This window comes from Stieleria sp. JC731 (assembly GCF_020966635.1).
Taxonomy (GTDB): domain Bacteria; phylum Planctomycetota; class Planctomycetia; order Pirellulales; family Pirellulaceae; genus Stieleria.
Window position 1 is genome coordinate 364,230 of sequence record NZ_JAJKFQ010000011.1, and the last position, 20,847, is coordinate 385,076.

A 20,847-nucleotide genomic window follows, 5' to 3' on the forward strand; every position below is an offset into this window, starting at 1 on the left:
TCTCTTTCGAGTGCCAACCAGTGGATCCGCTTGACCTGCCGTCTAAAATCATCTGACTGTGTGACGTGAGAGGTGCAGATGTGAGCTTACACCCCACTGATACGGGGGCGATAGTTTCGTTTTTGTCGACGTTGATTCTCTTTTCCGATTACGACTTTGTTTCGTCAATTCCAGAAAACAGCCGTTTGGATGACAGTAGCGATGCTGCTGGTGCAATCGGTCTGTCCTCAGGTCGCGATCGGTTGTGGGTGTCAGACGTCTTTCAGCCAAGCATTTTCGGAACACGCAAATTGTTGTTGCTGTTCGGAGCTGATATCCGAAACGCATCCATCATGTCCACATTGCGACGCGAAGCGGTCTGAGTCCGATTCCTCTGAGTGTGGCTCAGGAGTCGATTCGGCGGATGGGCAAAGTGAAAATTTAGGTGTCCAGCTCGGTTGCCGTTGCAGCCATTCGGCATCGAAGACCCCCGTGATCCCAAATTCAAATGACGGTCCCGGGGCTACACTACAGTGTTGGCTGGACTTGGTTTCCGCTGCGAATGAAGCCACTGCGATTACCATCGCATCGGTATCGGTTTCATCTCATGGGCCCTGGTTATCCAGTGAAGAGCTAACACGTCATCACAAGCAAATTGTGTTAGGTGTTTGGCGAACATAGCCAATATCCCTTCTTGATGCGTCTCGCTATGACGCCAGCATTGTTTGCCAGCGATAGTTCATCGCAATCGTCGAGGGTGTATCCGTAAAGATCCCTCCGAACGAGTGTTCTGAACTGTCAATTCAGTCTGATTCCATACCTGACCATTTAAGCCAGGTTTCTCGTTTCTGAACCTACCTATTTAACAAAAGGGTTTACTCATGCGCGCTTTGAAATTCTCGTTGATGATGGCTCTCGCCGCAGCCTTCGTCGGATGTAAACAGTCGACTCCGGAACCGACTGCGGTCGATGATGCACCCGATGTCACAATGGTGTCCACCGACAATGAATATTGCCCAATGATGGGCGGCAAAGTTTCCGCCGATGGAGGCACCGTGGAGTGGAACGGAAAGACGATCGGGTTCTGCTGTGACGGATGCGATGAGAAGTGGGAAGCTCTCACCGAAGAAGAGAAGGAAGCGAAGTTCGCTGCTGCGGAAGCTAAAAGCGAAGGTGAAGCTGATCACGACCATAGCGATCATGATCACGGTGAAACGAACACGGGGAACACGAAGCTTCCTGATTAAGTTCATCTCGGTTGAGCATTTCGAATTGGGTGGCTGACTGGGGCACGTTTCGGCACGGTCCAAATGCTGATTCTCTCAGTCAGTCACTCGTCTTCTCATTGTGATTATGTTGGTACAGGATCGATGTCGAGCGATTCAAAATCAGCGGACTTCGAAGGCCGCGTGAAGCTTCAGCCACGAAAACTGTCGTGGTGGCTCCGTCGTGTCGGCAATGTCGGCGCGTTCTTCTTTGCAGGCGTATTGCTGATTGTTGTTCTGGGGCTTGCACAGCGGATCGGCTGGCTTAGCAGCGGAATGGGATCCGGCAACAGTACCAGTGCCGGCAGCGGACAGCAGATCTACACATGTCCGATGCATCCACAGATTCGTCAAGAAGGCGAGGGACGCTGCCCCATTTGCGGGATGGCACTGGTCCCCGCAGCGACCGCGTCTTCAGGAGGCGATGATTTCGCGATCCAAATCGAGCCGGCACAGCGTCGTGTCGCCAACATCCAAACCGCTCCGGTCGTTTCGCATCCAGTCATTTCCACGATCCGGACGATTGGCTCGATTCGGATTGACGAAAGTCGAAAAGCGACAATCGCATCTTATGTGGACGGTCGAATCGAACGGTTGTTCGCAGACTACACCGGGGTCTTCGTCGAACCGAATGATCATCTGGCGGTGATCTACAGTCCGCAGCTCTACGCGGCGCAGGTTGAGTATCTTGAGGCAATTGAATCACAGAGCAAGCTGGTCGGCTCGGCACTTCAATCGGTGCGCGAGACACAGGACAAGCTCGTTCGCAACGCGAGACAGCGACTAATCGAGCTCGGCTTAAGCGAACAACAGCTGCTGGATCTTGAAAAAAACAAAGAGGCAAAGTCTCGGCTGACGATTTATGCGCCGATCGGTGGGACGGTGATCGAAAAGTTGGCAGAGGAGGGAATGTATACGAAAGCCGGTGAGCCGATTTACCGGGTCGCGAATCTTTCCACTGTCTGGTTGATGTTGGAACTGTACCCAGCGGATGCGGCAAAAATCCGGTTCGGCCAAGTTGTGAAAGCTGAGCTAAATTCGATGCCAGGAAAAACACTGCAGGGACGTGTGGCATTTGTCGATCCGGAAGTCGACCCGTCCAATAGGACGGTTGGTGTTCGTGTTGAATTTAAAAACGCGAATGGCGAATTGCGACCCGGCGATTATGCCGAGGCAACCATCGAGATCCCGATCGGTCCTAAAGGTGATGTTTACGATGCGGAGTTGGCGGACAAGTGGATCAGTCCGATGCATCCGCAAATCATTCAGGACCAGCCTGGGACTTGTCCTATTTGCGGGATGGAGTTGGTTCCGACTTCGCGATACGGGTACAGCAGTGATCCAGTTGAACAGACCGAATCATTAACCATACCTCGTACGGCGTTGTTGATGGCGGGGGAATACAGCGTCGTCTATGTCGAGACCGAACCCGGACGATTTGAAATTCGCAGTGTGAAAGTCGGTCCGATTCTCAAGGATGAGGTTGTCATCGTTGACGGGCTCAAAGTCAGTGAAAGCGTCGCAACCTCAGGGAACTTCTTGATCGATTCCCAAATGCAATTGGCCGGAAAGCCCAGTCTGATCGATCCGACACGGGCGATCAAAAAACAATCCATCCGCAACACGCCACTACAATTCGACGATATCAATGTTTCTGTCGTCAACGGCGAAACAGGGGCAAAACTCGAAGAGTTGTTTCAAGCTTACTTCGGAATCCAACAAGCCTTCGCGGCCGACAAACGACCGACCGAAAATCAAGTCAAGCAGTACCAAGACGTTGCCAATGCGTTGCTTCAAGCCGATCAACTTGATGATGACGTCCTGAACCTCATCGAATCTACACTAGATCCCGTTGCCCATTTACATCACCACAAGATTGATGAGGCTCGCCAAAAGTTTAAGCCTATAAGCCATGCGGTGGTTCGCCTTGCGACTATCGCGCGAGGTGAGTCGGCGAAGCAACCGTTCCATCAGTTTTTCTGCCCGATGGTCAAGCAGGGCGAAGGTGATTGGTTGCAAGACAACGATTTGTTGAGCAATCCTTACTGGGGCAGCGAAATGCTGCGGTGCGGTGAATTGGTCCGTACCATTTCGCCGGATCAACAAACGCTTGTTGATGACACTCCCGCCCAAGGGGACCAATGAGATGTTGCGATCCCTCATTGCGTTCTGCGTCCGCGAACCGTTGGTCATGGCCGTACTCATCTCGGTGGCGGTTGGGTTTGGAATTCATTCTGCGAAGAATGTCTCGATCGATGCAATTCCCAACGTGGGTGAAAACCAAGTCATCGTTTTCACCGCATGGCCAGGCCGTTCGCCAAAAGATATCGAAGACCAGGTGACGTATCCGCTATCGGTTGCCTTGCTGGCAGTCCCTGAAGCCGAATCGGTTCGAGGGAAGAGTCTGTTCGGTTACAGCTTTGTTCAAGTGACCTTTAGCGATTCGACGGACTTTTACTGGGCGCGCTCACGTGTGGTTGAGCAACTGGGGACGGTTGCTGAGAAATTACCCGATGGCGTCTCACCAGTTTTGGGACCCGATGCGACCGGGCTTGGGCAGGTTCTGTACTACACACTAACACCAACCGATGAGACCAACCTGGCAGACTTGCGAAGTATTCAAGACTTCGTCGTCAAGTATGAGCTGCAAGCGGTTCCCGGCGTTAGCGAAGTGGCGAGTGTCGGAGGGCATATACGGCAATATCAGATTGAGGTTGATCCAGATAAACTCCGGTTTCACAACATTCCGCTAGACCAATTGGTTGATGCGGTGAAAAGTTCGAATCTGGATGTCGGAGCAAAGACGGTTGAATCGGGCGGCATGGAGTTCATCATCCGAGGACGAGGGTTTCTCGGATCAGGCGAAGAAACCGGGCAAGCGATCAAGGATATCGAGCAGACGGTCGTCCGTTCGCGTGATGGGATACCGCTGCGAATCCAGGATATCGGGCAAGTCCAACTGGGACCGGAATTTCGGCGTGGCGCAATCGATCTAAACGGAGTTGAGGCCGTTGGCGGAGTCGTGGTGATGCGTTTCGGGGAAAATCCTCGAGATGTGATCGAACGGGTTAAGCAAAAGATCGCTCAAATCGAACCCAGTTTAGGTGGGGTGAAGATCAACATTGTTTATGACCGAACGGGACTGATTCACGAGACTATCGGCACGCTTACCGAAGCTTTGACACAAGAGGTTCTAATCACCGCGGCTGTCATTCTGGTGTTTTTGCTACACCTTCGTGCAAGCATCGTCGTCGCATTGACGCTGCCGATCGCAGTGCTGTTGGCCTTCATCGGAATGTACCTGTTCGGCATTGATGCCAACATTATGTCACTGGCGGGGATCGCGATCGCGATCGGAACGATGGTCGACATGGGCATCATCGTTTCAGAGTCCATCTATGATCGACTTGCGAGATGGGAGGCCGATGGTCGCGCCGGAGGACAGGAAAAGCGAATTGAATTGATCAATCGATCGGCAAGCGAAGTCGCTCCTGCAGTGGTCACTGCGGTTCTAACAACTGTGATCAGTTTCTTGCCCGTCTTTATGCTGACCGGTCGTGACTACAAGCTGTTCGCGCCGCTCGCATGGACGAAGACTTTTTCACTGTTGGCGGCCCTGCTTGTCGCGGTAGCCATCGTTCCGCTGCTGAGTCGACTGTTTTTGAAATCCAATCAGCTATCCAAAAAAGCTCGGGTCTTCGGGGCACTCGGATTTGCGATTGCCGGTGTCTTTGTTGCAGTGATGATCCGTGGGGACGCAATTTCAGATGCTCGGGAGTTTTTGATTTATGGTGTCGCGGCCCTAGTTGGTGGTGGGCTGGGGTACTGGATCTTGGGAGAACGACTTTGCCCGGTTGATCAAAACCCTGTAAGCCAATTGGTGTTGATGCTGTACCGTCCAACCCTTGGGTTCTTTTTGGCACGGAAAGGACTTTTTCTTGCGTTGCCAATCATGACCACGCTATTGGGCATCGGTGCATGGATCGGTTTGGGGCCTGTGCTGCGACCGATCGAAAAAGTCGGCGGATACCTTGGGGCCGACTTCAATGGTGTCCCTGGTTATGTCGAATTCAAACACTTTTTCACCGGTTTGGAATCAGACGATTGGATCGCACTCGACGAAGGAAGTTGGTTTTACATGCCAACTTTGTATCCCGCAGCGAGTTTTTCACAGGCCATGGAGGTGCTTCAGACTCAGGACGCACTGATCAAAGAAATCCCCGAAGTTGCAGACGTGTTGGGCAAGATCGGTCGAGTCGATTCGGCACTTGACCCGGCGCCCACAGCGATGATCGAAACGTATGTGATGTTAAAGCCACGTGATCAGTGGCGAAGCGGCATCACTGGCACAGACATTTGGGAACAGATCAATAGCGTGGCGACTCTGCCCGGGGTCACACCGGCTTCACCCCTTCAGCCTATCGAGGGCCGTGTTGTGATGCTGCAAAGCGGCATCAAGGCTTCGATGGCGATTCGCATCTATGGTGATAGTTTAGATGGTCTGGCCCAAGCCTCACTGGATGTTGCCGAACATCTAAAAAAAGTACCGCAGGTCCAAGCCGGGACGGTTAACCCAGATATTGTGCTTGGGAAACCTTATGTCGAATTTGATGTCGATCGTGATGCGGCCGCCCGCTACAGCATGTCGACCAATATGGTCAATCAGATTATCGAGACTGCTTTAGGGGGAAGCAATGTCACGAAAACGGTCGAAGGACGTGAACGATATCCGGTTCGCATTCGATATGAACGGCACCTGCGGGAACAGCTTGACGAACTGAAAAATCTTCCGGTTGTGACACATTCAGGAAGCGTTGTGCCTCTTTCGAACTTAGCTTCGATGCAGACGACTTGGGGGCCTGGTGTAATCAATAGCGAAGACGCGAGGCTGGTCGCCCATGTTTCATTTTCGCCCTCCGGAATCACTGGTGACTTGGAAACGGTTCAAGCCGTCGAGCAGTCACTGCGCAATGCTCAGAATGACCAAACCTTGAAGCTGCCTACCGGCTACGCATTGAAGGCAGTCGGTTCGTTTCAGAACCAGATCGAAGCGAATGAGCGATTGATGTGGGTGATTCCGATGGTGATTCTTATCAACCTGTTTATCATCTATTTGCAATTTCGGCATTTGCCGATCGCGATCACGGTCTTCGCGGGAATCCCGGTGGCGTTCGCAGGCGGAATGATCTTTCTGGCTTTGAATGCGGTCGAGATCAATACCGCTGTCTGGATCGGGTTTATCGCTTTGTTTGGGATCGCCGTCGACGACGGGGTCGTGATGGCAACGTATCTGGACCAAGTGTTCACAAGAAAACGGTTGGCAAGCGTTAGCGATATTCGCAAGGCAACGATCGAAGCCGGTTGTAAACGGATTCGCCCTTGCCTGATGACAACGTTTACAACCATCATCGCATTGATGCCAGTGATCTATTCGACAGGCCGAGGATCTGATGTCGCAAAGGCGATGGCTTGGCCGGTCATCGGCGGTATGGCGGTCGAGTTGTTGACCTTATTCGTTGTGCCCGTCTTATTCGCAGGGTTCAAGGAGCTTGAGATGAACTTGGGGCTGGATGATCGACATTGGCAAGCGGTCGATCCGGAACGAGCGGATGATTGAATTTACCGGCTGGAGGCGGAGTGGGTCGCGACAATCGCAAAACCCCATGCGGAGTGGGATTGAAGGGAGCCAAGGGTGAGTTAACCTTGGCTGATTCCAATGTGTATTTGTGATCCCGACCGTTGCCGGACTTGATTTCATGCTGACCAAGCCTCGCTTGATTCTCTTGGTGGCGATTCTGCTGTTTGTTGTTTTCCGCTACCCCATTCTGGAGCATCATCCAGGAATTCAAGACGAGCAGTGGTTTGCGATTCCAGGCTACACCATGTGGAATGAAGGCGTTCCACGGATCCCATACCTTCCAACGAGGATCCGATCGTCTTTCTTTGAGAACGCCGATGTCTGCTTGATGGCATTGCCACCTGGATTGGCGTTTGCGCAGGCACCGTTTTTCGGAATATTTGAAGCGGGGTATCCGACGGCTCGAATACCGACATTCTTGGCGGCGATCGGAATCATCGTGATCGCTTTTCGATTGGCAAAGCTTTTCGAAGTCGGCGACTTTGTCTTGAGCATGCTGCTGTTCGTTATTGCCCTTTCACGTCCGTTGATGTTTGCCGGATTGACGTCTCGTCCCGACGTCCTCTGTATCTTCTTCGGACTGTTGTGTTCGTTGATCCTCGCGACCGAATTCGTTGCCACTGACCGTATCACCCAGACCACGGCGGACGTTTCAACGAGACGTCGATACCTTTCAGTTGCCTTTGCGGGACTCAGTTGTGGACTTGCCGGACTCTGCCATCCTTTGGCGATCGTTTTCGCGATGCAGGCTGGTATAGCGTTGCTGTTTTTGGGTGGAGGTATCAAGCGAATGTTTATCCGATTGGTGACATTCGGCTTAGCATCACTAGTCGGCATTTCGCCTTGGCTGCCCTATATCGCAAAGTACACGTATGAGTTCCGGTCGCAGTTCATGTCCAATGTCTTGGATCGTGCTGGGCCAGGTCTGTTCGCAAGAATGCTCTGGCCATTCCCATCGTTGACGCATCACACGGGATTGCTTTGGGAGTTGTTAGGCCCGATTCAGCTGTCGGCGTTACTTCTGGCGATCATCTTCGGAACGGTCTATGTCGCTCGGCGTTTTAGGACTGTTCCTGTGCTAACGAAACCAACAGAGGCTATTGGCGAAGATGCGGGGGTGCACGATACGGAGACAAGCTTCGAACAACGACAACCCAAGCGGCTGCAAATCTTTATCGTGGCAACATTCTATGCATGGTCAAGCTTGTTTTTGACCGCCACTGCTGCCGGACGCCATCCAAGCCAACTGTATTGGCTCTATGCGTTCATTTGGTGCATGCTATTCGGAGCGATCGCCCTGGATGAAGTTGTTCATCGTGTGCTTGCACTGAGGTCAGAACAGCAGCATGTGGCTGGTAAAGTTTATGCGGTAACGTCAATCGGTTTGGTGTTATGCATCGCGATCGTTTTGCCCGGGGGAGGTTTTCGAACCTGGCTAACCTATGTCACCCATTGGAAAGACCCACGTTATCACGGCCAGCGATTCATAGCAGAGGTGCTTGAACAGATACCGCAAGGTGCGGTCTGTTACGTCGATGTCAGCTATGTCTTTGATGTTTACTTGAGCGGACGGCCGACGATCCTTTGTGCAAATCGTGAAGGAATGTGGGGCGATGAAGAATTGCACTATGATTGCTTGTTGTTGGCTTGGGAGGGCGACGATGGCGATTGGGCCAATCACTACGAAGCCATGTTTGTCAAGCAATTTGGTTCACAAGCTTCGCCGCAAAATTGCTACGTCGACTTGTTTGTGCCGCTAATTCAGCTGAAAGATTCGACGCTCAAAAAACCTGAAGCAATCAATTGATTCGAGGCACACTTTGTACGTTGTTCGACAAATCCGCTGTCCCGAACAAGAACATGGATCAGGATTCAACCCACGGGTGAATCGAACAAGTAGAATACGAGTCTCTATTTCATATTGACTCAGATCTTCGGTCGAACGGTTGGTGCGAGCATGCGTTCCATTATGAAAAGTGCAATTTGGATTTCCGTTGTATTGCTAGTGACCTTCACGCTCGGCGCCCGCGAGAGTGCGGCTCAAGAGGTGAGAACTTGGGCGGATTCGAGCGGGCGATTCAAGTTGCCGGCGACATTGATCGAGGTCAAAGACGGTACCGTATTTCTAAAGCGAACTGACGGTCAGACGGTAAAAGTGCCGCTGGATCGGCTAAGTCCATCGGACCAGCAGTACCTTCGGGGACTTGAAAATCCTTTCGAAATGGTGGCGGAAGATTCCAAGACGACGCTACAGCCCTCTGCCAGCCGACCTTCTTCAACGCCACCACAAACGGTATCTGGTTCCGCAGACAATTCGAACGAGGCCACCACGGGGCTCGCTGTCTGGGGGAATCCGCCAGAAGTCCGTTGGACCGGAGTGAAAGAACTTGACGAAGGTTTCGGCGATCAGCAGTGGACCTACCAGCCCGTTGAAAACACGCTTAGTTTCGAGCCGAAACCCGCGTCTGTGCCTGAGAAGAAAAACTTTTTCGAGGGCATGAGGCGACTGCAGGTCAATCCGGTCAACGGAACTTGCGTTGCTGGGTACACCTGGACCTTCAGTACTCCGGAACATGTCAGTCGCATCTCGCTGGTAGATCTAAAGACGGGACAGTCTCGGAACAGCGAATTGGTCACTTGCAATATGTGCCCGCTAGCGGTCCTGCAAGACGGCGAGACTGTTCTGATGCAAGGGACTGGGCGTGAACGCGAGGGATATGAAACAGGAGATCAACTACAGCTTTGGAAGTTCAACGGTACCAAGATCGCTCGATCGGGCATCTGGATTCCATTTCCAAGTGAGAAAAAGGCGTTCGGCAAAACTGTGAACGCCCAGGTTTCGCAGGCGTTTCCAATCGCAAACAACCGGATCATCTTGCTCGCCGACAATGGGCACTTGGCGTGTTTTGATCTTGGGACCTTAAGCCCACAATGGCATTTTCAACTATCGCAAAACCGCGCGATCACGATGACCGTGGATCATCAGCAGATGTTCGTTCTCAATGAACGTCGATTGCTGCATGTCGACCCTCTGACTGGTGACGTCAAAGGTTCATTGACGTTGGAAGGTGAGCCACGGATGGGCTGGACGAAAATCCGTTTGAATCCGACTGGTGAGCGAATGTTGATTTCGTACGTCAATCATTTGCGAGTGATCGATCTGGTCGATGGTAAGACTTTAGATGAGTACGCAACTGCTGGCGGAGCACCCTTGTCACCGAATGGTTTGGGGTACCCTGCCGATGACTATGCGCTGCTAAATAATCACCTGTTGTTCCACATACCATCGCGCATCACGCTTTGCGACTACAAGGACGCGGCGTCGATTGAAACGGTCGGGGGCCTGGCGTTCGTTGGCATTTTGTCCGACCGCGGCGGAAGAATCGTTCCTTTAAAACTTCCGCATCCAGAAGCGGAGACGATGTTGAAACAGGCTGTTGATGATCCCAGCGTATTTTTGATGTACCCGGGAGTCCAGGTTTCGTTGGATGTGTCCGACGTGCCCGCAGCCTATCGCGCCGAAGCCGAGAGTGGTCTCCGAGAGGCGATCGGTACCGCCGGATACCGGTTTGCAAAATCAGCGAATTTGCAAATCAAAGCGGCGGTCACTGGTCCGGTTCAGGAAGCGGTTTCGTATATCGCCAGAGGGGCCTATATCGCGAACAAGTACACGACAACGGTTGAGATTCGCTTCAACGGAGAAAAGGTTTGGAGCCGATCGTCAAGCAACATCCCCGGCGTGTTGATGACGAAGCGTGGGCAATCGATTCAAGAGAAACTCGATGAGCTTGGTCGGTCACCCAACGTCGGATTCTTCAAGTCGATTCCCTTGCCAAAATTGCTTCAAAAACCGACCAGCAACGGCAGCGGCAATCAGCAAAATGCCCTGATGGTGTCGAAGTTTACGATGCAAGGGATTGTGGATTCGAAGTGATGAGTCTTGTTGGGGAAGGTGCCTGGGCGTGCATATGTCGATTGTTTGAAACTCTGAGCCGTGCGGCGTTAGCCGCGGTTAGGTGATTAACACTGCAGAATTTCATCAACCGTCGCTAGCGCGATAACGGCTCAGTTTGAGTCTGGTATGAGCCGCCCGGCGTTCGCCGCGGTTAGGTGACTAATACTGCAGAGTTTCATCAACCGTCGCTAGCCCGATAACGGTTCAGTTTGAATTTGGTATGAGCCGCACGGCGTTAGCCGCGGTTAAGTGATTGGCAGTGCAGAGTTTCATCAACCGTCGCTAGCGCGATAACGGCTCAGTTCGAATCCGCTATGAGCCGTACGGCGCTAGCCGCGGTTAAGTGGCTAACAGTGCAGAGTTTCATCAACCACCGCTAGCGCGACAACGGCTCAGTTTGGATCTTGTATGAGCCGCACGGCGTTAGCCGCGGTTAGGTGACTAACAGTGCCAAGTTTCATCAACCGTCGCTAGCGCGATAACGGCTCAGTTTGAATCCGGTATGAGCCGTACGGCGTTAGCCGCGGTTAGGTGACTAACAGTGCAGAGTTTCATCAACCGTCGCTAGTGCGATAACGGATCAGCATCACAAACTAACCTGAGCCGTAATCGCGCTAGCGACGGTTGTATGGTTGTTGCCTTTCTGCGGGCGGAACCTGTGGGACCTTTGATGCGAGGCAGGAGCTTCTCACGAGAATGGATACATCGTTCTGCGGACGATCAACTATCGAACTCTTTGAAGTTCGATTCGTCGGCAGCGCTCAATAGGACTTCTTTGCCCGCTTCTCGGTCAGGATTTGATCCAAGACACTGATGACTTGACTGCTTCCAACTTCCATGTCCTCAAGAGCATCGGCGATTGATGGATCGTCTGTCGAAATTGGAGTGGAAAGAAGTTCAAATACTCGCTTCGTACCTTGATGAACCTGAGCGTGTGGTGCTTCGAGCTTTTTATAGGAGAACGTCGACGAGAATGTCGCTTGCCCTTCCCCGTCGTAATACCACTTGCCGAGTCGGCAATTGTGGCAGTCGACAAAGTCGAAGATGGGCTCTCCTTCGAGAACACTTAGATACGTGTTGACTTTCCAAACGATGTGGTCCAGCTTCGCCAGACTCATAAAGACGATATCGTTCGCGGCTGATACCTGAATCGTCGATTCGACGTTGCCTTTGTTGGTCTGAAGGACACGGTCATTGAGGTGTGAAACGGTATCGCGAATATGATCGCTCCGCTCATCGAGTTCTCGCACACGATCAGCAACAACCGTTGATTTTTCTAGAATCTGTTCGATCGATGTGGCGATATTCTTAACCGCGCTACTGGTTTGACTGGATAGGTTTTTAACTTCGCCAGCGACTACCGCAAACCCTTTGCCGGCTTCACCTGCTCGTGCCGCTTCGATCGTCGCGTTTAATGCCAAGAGGTTGGTTTGGCATGCAACGTCTTCAATCAATTCGACGAACATCCGCATTCCGATCAGTTGCCGATCGGTTTGTTCGACAAGCGAACGCATGTCCGTCACTGCGTTTGAGAATTCATCTGTCGCTGAGCGGATCGATTCAGATTCATGCGCCAGTTGTGAGCAGTTCTCTTCAATTCGACGGCAGTTTTCGATGTTTTGAATATTGACTGAAACAGCGTCCGCCAATCCCGACTGAATATTCGACAACCCCGCACGAAGCTGGAGATTTTCGTTCTTCAAGATCTCGATTAAACGATCGTTGTTTGTCTCTTCAACCAAATCAGCGTCATGGATGACTTGGCGTTTTTTGACAAGAAACATGTCCCGTGCTGTCCCAGCGTTTCTGTAGTTGTCAGTCCTCGCAATGCCGAACGCTAGAATGCGGTTTACTGGGTGAAGGAAATTCCTCGTCGATCTCGCGGGGATTTTGCGTCTTTTCAAGGGCTATCGGTTGCCAACGATGATTGACGCCAACGCACGGAGTCGGTTGTCCCTCATTTGTCTTTATGCGTAAAAAGCTGTCATGTAACCGACATTCGGAGGGTTAATCGCCGGTCTCATTGCTCGTCTGGTTGGATGAGCCGAGGTTCCAGGAATCCACTTTACCACCGTACTTGTTGGCGATCGATGCAAGCTTGGCTTCGGCTTCGTTGACCGATTCCAGAGTTAGTAGCAGAGTGGCTTCAAGATCCAATCGATAACAACACAGAGACTCGTCGTACTGGCTGTCCTTGACTTGGAATCGCAAGTCGCGAGCATGCCCAGACAATAGCCGCACATCGGTGTCCGAAGGTAGTAACAGTCGGAATTGGAGGGGCCAAGGAGTGGATTGATCGATGCCGGTCGAGAAAAGCTTTGTTAGCTGCCTACGGTTCCGTTCGATATTTGCGTTTGTCAGTCCATCGATTTTGATAATCGTCAGCCCCAAACGTCCGGCCACAAAGCGTAGTGCGAGAAACGTGATGGTTGTACAACCGATGATGACAAAAGCAAAAACCAATCCTTTCCCGAGGCTACCCATGTCATCTCGCACTACGAAGGATCTGGCCAGGTAGGCGACACCGCCTCCACAGATGAGCGAGATGAAACTGACGGTCCACCCCGTGATCGAAAGTCGACTGAAATCAATGTCCAATTCGTTGATCGACGTACCGATCCTTTCAGCCATGTCAGGGCGACGATTCATCATTTACGCTCACAGGAAAAGATCGTGAGCAGCGTATAGTCGCTGCGGAACAGTTTCGTAGGTTGCTTGCCGTATTTGTCTTGTCGTTTCGGCGAATTGGTCAGTGACATTTTGCGGCAAACCAATCATAACAGCGATCCGATTTTTCGGCTTAAGTTGAAACGCATCTTGAAATGCCAATGTCCGTTGCTTTCTCGATGCGGTTTTGACACTCGGCGAGTTAGTCCGATTGCCAGAAGTTGCTAAAAATTCATTGTCCTGCCTCAAATCCCACCTTCACTGTGATGTGTTTTTCTCGTTTGTGCTATCCACTTCGGCTAGTTGTATCGTCGTTCGCATGGATAGCGTTTTTTCATGTGCCTGCAATCGCGCAGGACGCACCGCCAGTTTCAGCATCGTTGGGTAGCAACGATGTTGTGGACGCATCCACGCTGACAGGCAAAGTCATGGTGGGGTATCAGGGGTGGTTCAACTGCGAAGGCGATGGGGCCGATTTGGGTTGGAAGCACTGGACACGCCGCAGGGGTCTGCCGTCGCCAACAAATATTACTGTGGATTTGTGGCCGGACCTTTCGGAGATGGATGCCGATGAACGGTATGCCACAGAATTCAAAAACCAAGATGGCAATCCGGCAGAAGTTTTCAGCAGTTACAATCGAAAAACGGTTCTCCGTCACTTCGGTTGGATGAAGGACTATGGAATCGATGGAGCGTTCGTTCAGCGATTTGCCAACCAGTTGCAAAATCGGCGGCTGAAGCATCACGTCGATGTCGTGCTATCGCATGTTCGTGAGGGTGCGAAGCAATCGGGGCGAACCTACGCGGTGATGTATGACTTGAGCGGGTTAGGTGCCGGTGATGTGAAACGGGTCGCCGAGGATTGGAAGCGTTTGCAGACTGAAGAGAACATCAGCGCTGACGCGGGTTACCTTCATCACGAAGGAAAGCCGTTGGTCTCCATTTGGGGCATTGGCTTCAGTGACAATCGGCCGTATTCACCGCAAGAATGTTTGCAGTTGGTCGAAGAGTTAAAGTCAGCTGGTTGCGCGGTGATGTTGGGAGTGCCGTCATATTGGCGTGACGGAACTCGCGATGCGATCGGTGACCCGATCTTGCACCAAATCATTAAGCTCGCCGATGTCGTTAGCCCTTGGACGATCGGCAGGTATCAATCGCCACGCCAAGCAGAGCGTCACGCAGAACAAGTCTGGCGTTTGGATCGGGAGTGGTTGGAAGCCGAAGGCATCGATTTTCTACCGGTCGCTTTTCCCGGGTTCAGTTGGCGAAACTTGCATGGTGGTCAGCTGAACCAAATCCCTCGTTTGAAAGGTGATTTTTATTGGTCTCAGATCACCGCCGCGAAAGATGTCGGTTGCAAGATGCTGTATGTGGCGATGTTCGATGAGGTGGATGAGGCAACGGCAATTTTCAAATGCACGAATGATCCGCCTGTCACAGAAGAGTCACAGTTCATTACGTACGAAGGGTTGCCAAGCGACCACTATCTAAAATTGACCGGGCAAGCAGCGGAATTGTTCCGCGATGCGAAGTAAGTGCGGATCGCAATGAACCGCGCTATCGCAATGAGGTCTCAGTTCACCTATCAGATACTGAGCCGTTTTGGCGATAGCCACGGTTCTGGCACGACACTAATCAGCGAGATCAAGTCAATCTCACCCAACTGGAAATCGTCTAGCCAACCAATTCAAGGATGGCCTGGTCGGTTGCTTCGTTATTGCTTTCGGCATCGAACTTTGCGATCACCTCTTGTGCCACGATCGCACCGAATGCGTAAGCACTGTCGTAGTTTTCAGCCGTAATGATGTTTCCATCAACAATCACATCGTCTGCGACCGTATTCGCATCACCGATTGATCCGCTTGCCACCTGAGTGGCCCCGTTCGATTCGATATGATCGCGAGTGGCTTGAACTTCACCTCCATCAGCACTTGGCAGTGTTCCGGCCCAGGATGATACCGTGTGTCCATCGATGGGGCTGACGCCGTCGACTCGAGCCCACGCCAACACCGTTACTCCGTTACAGATCGCGGCGACGTGTTTATCTTGGGCAACGAAGTCGTTGATCACGTCGTTGACGATCTGTTTGGTTGTTTCGTCACCTTGGTAGTTCCCGTTGTCGTAGGTGCCTTCGAATCCATATTGATAACTCGCCGCCCCATAGCCACCGATGAAGACAATGGTGGAGTAGTCTTCGGCGTTGACATCCGAAAGTGCAAGGTCTGGTTCGACGTTCGGTTCGCGTCCTTCAACGACGGATATCGCATGTGGTGTGGCTGTTTCAGTGGTTGCTGCCGCGACGACGACCTCCAGTCCTGCAGCTTCGATTGACTCGCGCGATTCGTAGTATTCCCGGTGATAAAAGTCTTGGTTGGCGATCACCATGAGGACGGGTTTGGGCTCTGTTTCATCCTCCGTACCGCCATCATCATCGTTTGGGCGGCTGGTGAAATCGTCAATGACTTCGCGGGCGACCACCGTACCGAAGTAGCTGGCCGAATTGTAGTTTTGTGCGGTGATGATCTTTCCGTCGATAAACACATCGTCCGTGGATGTGGAGGTGTCACCAATCGAGTTGGCCGGAAGCATCGTTGCCCCCTGGCGTTCGATCTGTCCGCGTGATGATTCACCAACACCATCGGCCCCCGGCGCGGCACCATTCCAGGCGGTAACGGTGCGATCTTGCAGTAGGCTTTCGCCATCAACATCGGCAAATGCCAAAACGGATACACCGTAGCAGACAGCGGCGACGTGCTTGTCTTGTTCGACAAACGCATTGACTAAATCATTGACAACGACTTTCAGGTCGCGTGTCCCGTTGTAAGCACTGTTGTGATAGGTGCCTTCAAAACCATATTGGTACTGTGCCATTCCCCAGCCGCCGGAGAAAACGATCGCGGAAAAGTCGTTCGCATTGGCATCGCTGAGGGCCAGATCGGGGACAACGAAACCTCCGTCGCTGCCCTGTCCCGAGCGGGCGTGTGGACGGGCGACCTCGGTCGTGGTGGCGGCCACAACGACCTCAAGGCCGGCGGCTTCCAGCGATGCTCGGGTGTCGGCGTAGTCCTGATACCAGAAATCTTGATTCGAGATAACCATCAGGACCGGTGAGGGGCCGTCGGCACTGGCCGAGCTATCGTTCGTTGTTGCCACGACGCTGATTTCCGAAGCGACGGCTGACTCGATAAACGCATCCGGCAAAAGTTCAAAACCGTCCGCAGCCATCAGGCAACGGGCTTCGGTGTTTTCAAAAGTGAGCCGACGAGAGGTCTTGGGGCGACGGTGACGAGTTGATCGAAAAGACATTGGAAAAGCTCCTTCAAACCTTTTTGCACTTTAGGGTGGATATTGAAGGCAGCTTGGATGGGCAAAATCAGCTGTTCTGCAGCGGATTGCCTCGGCCTTCACCCCTGACTCGCGAATCGAATCACGATTGCGACAGATTGGTGCAAAAAAGTTTCAAATCTTTTCGTCGCGATAGCCTTTGGTCAGAATTGCCCAAGATTTAGGAGAAAGCCCAGTCGAACACGGCTCGAAAAGGCAGCTCGCGAAGACGGGACCACAAAAAGAAATTACGGCCGCGACATGGGGCGTTCGTCTCGGGATCCACCAGTGCTAACACGATCGTTGTTCGTGCGTTTCTGGCTAGGTTGAACACTGGCCGCCGCGATTACGACGCAGTTGGCCGCAGGCCGCATCGATTTCATCGCCTTTGCGTTGGCGGAACATCACATTGACACCGGAGGCTTCCAAGATGTCTTTGAATTCAGCGATTGCCTGCTTTGTCGGGGTGACATAGGGCAAGCCTTCGACAGGATTGTAGGGAATCACATTGAGCATCACGTTGCGAGTCCGCAATATGCGTGCCAGTTGTCGGGCGTGTTCGATATCATCATTGATGCCACCGAGCAGGACATATTCAAATGTCAATCGCCGACCGTTGGCTTCGAAATATCGGTCCGCGGCATTCAGCACCGCATCGATACCGATTTTCTTGTTGACCGGAACAAGCTGGCTTCGCAGTTCTTCATTGGGAGCATGAAGGCTGACGGCTAGGTTGTACGGGACGCCGCTGGCGGCCAAACGATCGATCGCCGGTGGTAGACCGACGGTACTAATGGTGATCCGTCGTGGGCTGATACCCAGGCCATCGGATGATTTTGCGGTATCGAGTGCTCCAAGAACATGATTTAGGTTTGCCAGAGGCTCACCCATCCCCATCATCACGATGTGGCTCAGTCGTTCGCCTTCGTCCAATCGCGATTGAAGGCGAAGCATCTGCTCGACGATTTCGCCGCGAGTGAGGTTGCGGTCGACGCCATCAAGACCGCTTGCACAGAACACACAGCCCATCGCGCATCCCACTTGGCTGCTGACGCAAATACTCCGTCGATGGCCGTCTCGCAGCAGTACGCATTCGACTTCGCCACCATCGGCCAAGCGAACGAGCAGTTTATCGGTACCGTCGCGGCTTGTTTGGACGGCCGCCTCTTGAGACTTGAAGACGACGAATTCCTGGTCGAGAACTTGGCGAAGCGACTTCGGCAAGTCACTCATCTGTTCGAACGACTGCGCCCGCTTCTGGTACAACCAGTTAAAGATCTGCTTGGCGCGGAACTTTGGTTGTCCGTGCTCCTTCAGCCAGTTTTGCAATTGATCCAGCGAAAAGTCCAGCAGATGAAGCCGTTCATTGCCTGAAGCTTCGCGATCGCTGGGAGGGGCGGATTGGATAACTGGAAGGTTCAAAGGATCTTTGCGACAAAAGGAATGGTGGCGTTGCCATCACCGACGTTGGATTGAAATGTCGTCCACCCACGGGCCGCCTATTCGCGCCTGGTTGGTCTGTCGTCATAGTTTAGGAGCAGTCAACAAAATTGTCAGCCGCTAATCACTAGGCCTCGATCACATGAATTTGCCAGAAACGATTGACCGACAAGAAGCTTTGGACCGATTCACGCAGTTGACGGCAATTCCGGGCCGAAGCGGCGATGAAAAGGCCGTTGCCGAGTCGATTGTCGAGCAGCTCGTCGCCGCGGGACTGGATCGATCCCTTTGCCAGTTTGATGGAGCGGACGAACGAACGGAGATCGAAGCGAATTGTGGGAATCTGATCGTCAAGCTGCCTGGCGGTGGCTCCGGCCCCCACGTTTTGTTGTCCGCACACATGGACACGGTACCAATCTGCTTGGGAAGCCAACCCGTCATCGAAGGCGACTTTGTGACCAGTTCTGCCGAGACGGGACTGGGGGCGGACGATCGCAGCGGCTGTGCAGCGATTCTGACTGCCGCCATCGAACGGCTGCGACGTGGCAGTGACGATCTGCCACCGGCTACTTTGTTGTTCACAGTTCAAGAAGAAATTGGGCTCAAAGGCGCCCGCGCTTTAGATGCGTCTTTGATTGACTCGGTCGACCTGGCTTTCAACTTTGACGGGGGGGATGTAGCGAAGATTACCACCGGTGCGATCGGAGGTGAGCGGATCGATATCAAATTGAAAGGCATTCCGGCGCATGCGGGAGTCGCTCCGGAAACTGGTGTCAGTGCGATCGTGATTGCCGCCAAAGCCATCGCGGTCTTGCAACAGGAAGGTTGGCTCGGTCGCGTGACCAAGCCCAATGGCGAGGGCACATCGAATGTTGGTGTGATTCAAGGTGGAGATGCGACCAACGTGGTGACACCCGAGGTGAAACTTCGGGCGGAAGCGCGTAGCCACAATTCAGAGTTTCGGACCGAGATTGTCCAAACGATCGAGAAAGCGTTCCAGTGGGCTGCGGCAGACACCTGTAACAATGCGGGGACCGCCGGCCAATGTGAATTTACTTCGCGCGTTGACTACGAAGCGTTTGCACTCGCGGACGACGATCCTTCGGCTCAAAAGCTCGAAGCGTTGCTCCAAGCTATGGGGCGATCTTCCTATCGCAAGGTTGCCGGTGGTGGTTTAGATGCCAATTGGTTGAACCACCATGGGATTCCCGCAGTGACCGTTGGCTGTGGACAACAGAACATCCACACCGATAGTGAAAAGCTTGACATCAACGATTATTTGGCTGCCTGTCAAATCGCATCGACGTTGATCTGTAATCCGATTTCACAATAGTGCCGCGGGCGTAGCGATGACGAACGACGACCAAGACGTTTGCCTATGCTTTCACGTTTCGCGTCGGAAAATCGAAAAGTTTATCCGAACGACGAAACCCAAAGCGGTCTCACAAATTTCGGAATGCTACGGTGCGGGCACCGGCTGTGGTTGGTGCCGTCCGTTTCTAACGAGACTTTGGCAATCCGAAACACCGGAATCCGAAGCGTTGCCCACTGCGGAGCAATACGCCCAGCAACGCGCGATCTATCGCAAGAACAAAGATTCGTGATCGTTCAGGCCCACGATGACGAACGTCAGCAGTGGCACGGACCAACCGGTACAATGAACCCGATCGTGGATAACTTGATACTGGGTTCTATCGATAGACGAGGTCGGTTATGTGTCGCGTCTGGTGGCTGGCATTGCTTCTGTGCGGATGTTCTATCTGTCTGACGATCGAATCGGGCAAAGGCTTTGCGGATGAGACTACGGACAAAACTGCAGACGAACGTTCGCTGCAAAAAGAAGCTCGCCTAAAATTTATCCAAGCAACAGCGGAGAGCTTTCAACTCGCTCTCCGCGATGCCCCGGAAAAGCGGCTGAGTTTGGACGAGCAACCCTTGCTGCGATACACCAATCCGGTCCGTAACTTCTTTACCGACGGCGTTGTCCTACTTTGGCGATATGAATCCGAACCGGTTTTGATGGGCGCTGTTTCGGTCCGCGGCAATGGTGCGGTCTTTTGCGAATTCACCGCACTGTCATCGTTGCAGATGTCCGGCGACCTTGGGCTGCGTCGCCAATGGACACCGGAAAAGACAACTCAGGTGGATGTACCGATCGATGTGGACGGCCCTGCTACCCCAGATTTAAAACGTCAAGCTTTGCTGATGAGACGGTTGATCCGTCGATTCTCGGTCTGGATGTATGAAGCAGAAGACGAAAACAATAAGCAGAAACTAAGACTGTTGAGCAACCCGCTGGTTCAATGGACCGACGAAAAAACGGGTTCGTCGATGATGTGTTTTGGCTTCACCGAAACAAATGACCCTGAGGGTTTGGTGATCTTAAGATACAACTCGAAACCAGAATCGGGGCAAGCAACATGGACCTACACGCTTTCCCGGATGACATCACGCCCGTTGACTTTCGAACTTGACAATCAGCCTGTTTATGAAGTCAAGCCATACTGGGGCCAGCCACAATCCAACACCGATAGCTATTTGGAGCGAAGACTGAAGGACTATGAAGAATAGGAATCGAC

At 52.6% G+C, this 20,847-nt stretch carries 14 protein-coding genes; 10 read left to right on the forward strand and 4 right to left on the reverse strand.

All coding sequences use genetic code 11. The features are described from left to right. Positions 1–122: 122 nt before the first annotated feature. The 6 genes from LOC67_RS18315 (at position 123) to LOC67_RS18340 (ending at position 10,816) form a co-directional block, all read left to right on the forward strand. Complete coding sequence (locus LOC67_RS18315; RefSeq protein WP_230264133.1) at positions 123–362, forward strand: hypothetical protein; 240 nt, start codon at positions 123–125, stop codon at positions 360–362. Between the two features lie 498 nt (positions 363–860). Next, on the forward strand, positions 861–1,226 hold the full coding sequence (locus LOC67_RS18320; protein ID WP_230264134.1) for a hypothetical protein: 366 nt from the start codon (positions 861–863) through the stop codon (positions 1,224–1,226). Positions 1,227–1,388: 162 nt separating this feature from the next. Beyond that, positions 1,389–3,389, forward strand: a complete 2,001-nt coding sequence (locus LOC67_RS18325) for an efflux RND transporter periplasmic adaptor subunit (RefSeq protein WP_230264135.1) — start codon at positions 1,389–1,391, stop codon at positions 3,387–3,389. Then, entirely contained in the window at positions 3,361–6,861 is a 3,501-nt protein-coding gene (locus LOC67_RS18330; protein WP_315861067.1) for an efflux RND transporter permease subunit, read from the forward strand. The genes LOC67_RS18325 and LOC67_RS18330 overlap by 29 nt, the downstream gene beginning before the upstream one ends. A 139-nt stretch (positions 6,862–7,000) precedes the next feature. Continuing rightward, a complete protein-coding gene (locus LOC67_RS18335; RefSeq protein ID WP_230264136.1) occupies positions 7,001–8,689 on the forward strand; it encodes an ArnT family glycosyltransferase in 1,689 nt (562 codons plus the stop codon). Between the two features lie 150 nt (positions 8,690–8,839). Then, the gene (locus LOC67_RS18340) at positions 8,840–10,816 is read left to right on the forward strand and encodes an SHD1 domain-containing protein (RefSeq protein WP_230264138.1); all 1,977 of its coding nucleotides are present in this window, start codon (positions 8,840–8,842) and stop codon (positions 10,814–10,816) included. 782 nt (positions 10,817–11,598) lie between these two features. On the opposite strand, the gene LOC67_RS18345 is transcribed toward LOC67_RS18340, so the two are convergent. Together LOC67_RS18345 and LOC67_RS18350 are read right to left on the reverse strand one after the other, a co-directional pair. Further along, a complete protein-coding gene (locus LOC67_RS18345) occupies positions 11,599–12,621 on the reverse strand; it encodes a methyl-accepting chemotaxis protein (RefSeq protein ID WP_230264140.1) in 1,023 nt (340 codons plus the stop codon). Positions 12,622–12,844: 223 nt separating this feature from the next. Then, positions 12,845–13,489 (reverse strand): ribonuclease E inhibitor RraB, encoded by a 645-nt coding sequence (locus tag LOC67_RS18350; RefSeq protein ID WP_230264142.1) that lies wholly within the window; start codon positions 13,487–13,489, stop codon positions 12,845–12,847. 353 nt (positions 13,490–13,842) lie between these two features. Between LOC67_RS18350 and LOC67_RS18355 the strand changes: the two genes are divergently transcribed. Then, the gene (locus tag LOC67_RS18355) at positions 13,843–15,039 is read left to right on the forward strand and encodes a glycoside hydrolase family 71/99-like protein (protein ID WP_230264143.1); all 1,197 of its coding nucleotides are present in this window, start codon (positions 13,843–13,845) and stop codon (positions 15,037–15,039) included. 139 nt (positions 15,040–15,178) lie between these two features. Here the strand turns inward: LOC67_RS18355 and LOC67_RS18360 are convergent, their stop codons facing one another. Together LOC67_RS18360 and rlmN are read right to left on the reverse strand one after the other, a co-directional pair. Beyond that, a complete protein-coding gene (locus LOC67_RS18360; protein WP_230264145.1) occupies positions 15,179–16,810 on the reverse strand; it encodes a DJ-1/PfpI family protein in 1,632 nt (543 codons plus the stop codon). Positions 16,811–17,149: 339 nt separating this feature from the next. Next, positions 17,150–18,250: a 23S rRNA (adenine(2503)-C(2))-methyltransferase RlmN gene (gene rlmN, locus LOC67_RS18365; RefSeq protein ID WP_230264146.1), complete on the reverse strand. Its 1,101-nt coding sequence runs from the start codon at positions 18,248–18,250 to the stop codon at positions 17,150–17,152. Between the two features lie 160 nt (positions 18,251–18,410). Here rlmN and LOC67_RS18370 point away from each other — a divergent pair, with 160 nt between their 5' ends. The 3 genes from LOC67_RS18370 to LOC67_RS18380 all read left to right on the forward strand — a co-directional run bounded on the left by LOC67_RS18370 (position 18,411) and on the right by LOC67_RS18380 (position 20,839). Next, a complete protein-coding gene (locus LOC67_RS18370; RefSeq protein WP_230264148.1) occupies positions 18,411–19,601 on the forward strand; it encodes a M20/M25/M40 family metallo-hydrolase in 1,191 nt (396 codons plus the stop codon). Positions 19,602–19,617: 16 nt separating this feature from the next. Continuing rightward, entirely contained in the window at positions 19,618–19,872 is a 255-nt protein-coding gene (locus tag LOC67_RS18375; protein WP_230264150.1) for a bacterioferritin-associated ferredoxin, read from the forward strand. A gap of 109 nt (positions 19,873–19,981) precedes the next feature. Then, positions 19,982–20,839, forward strand: a complete 858-nt coding sequence (locus tag LOC67_RS18380; protein WP_230264151.1) for a hypothetical protein — start codon at positions 19,982–19,984, stop codon at positions 20,837–20,839. The last annotated feature ends 8 nt before the right edge of the window (positions 20,840–20,847 follow it).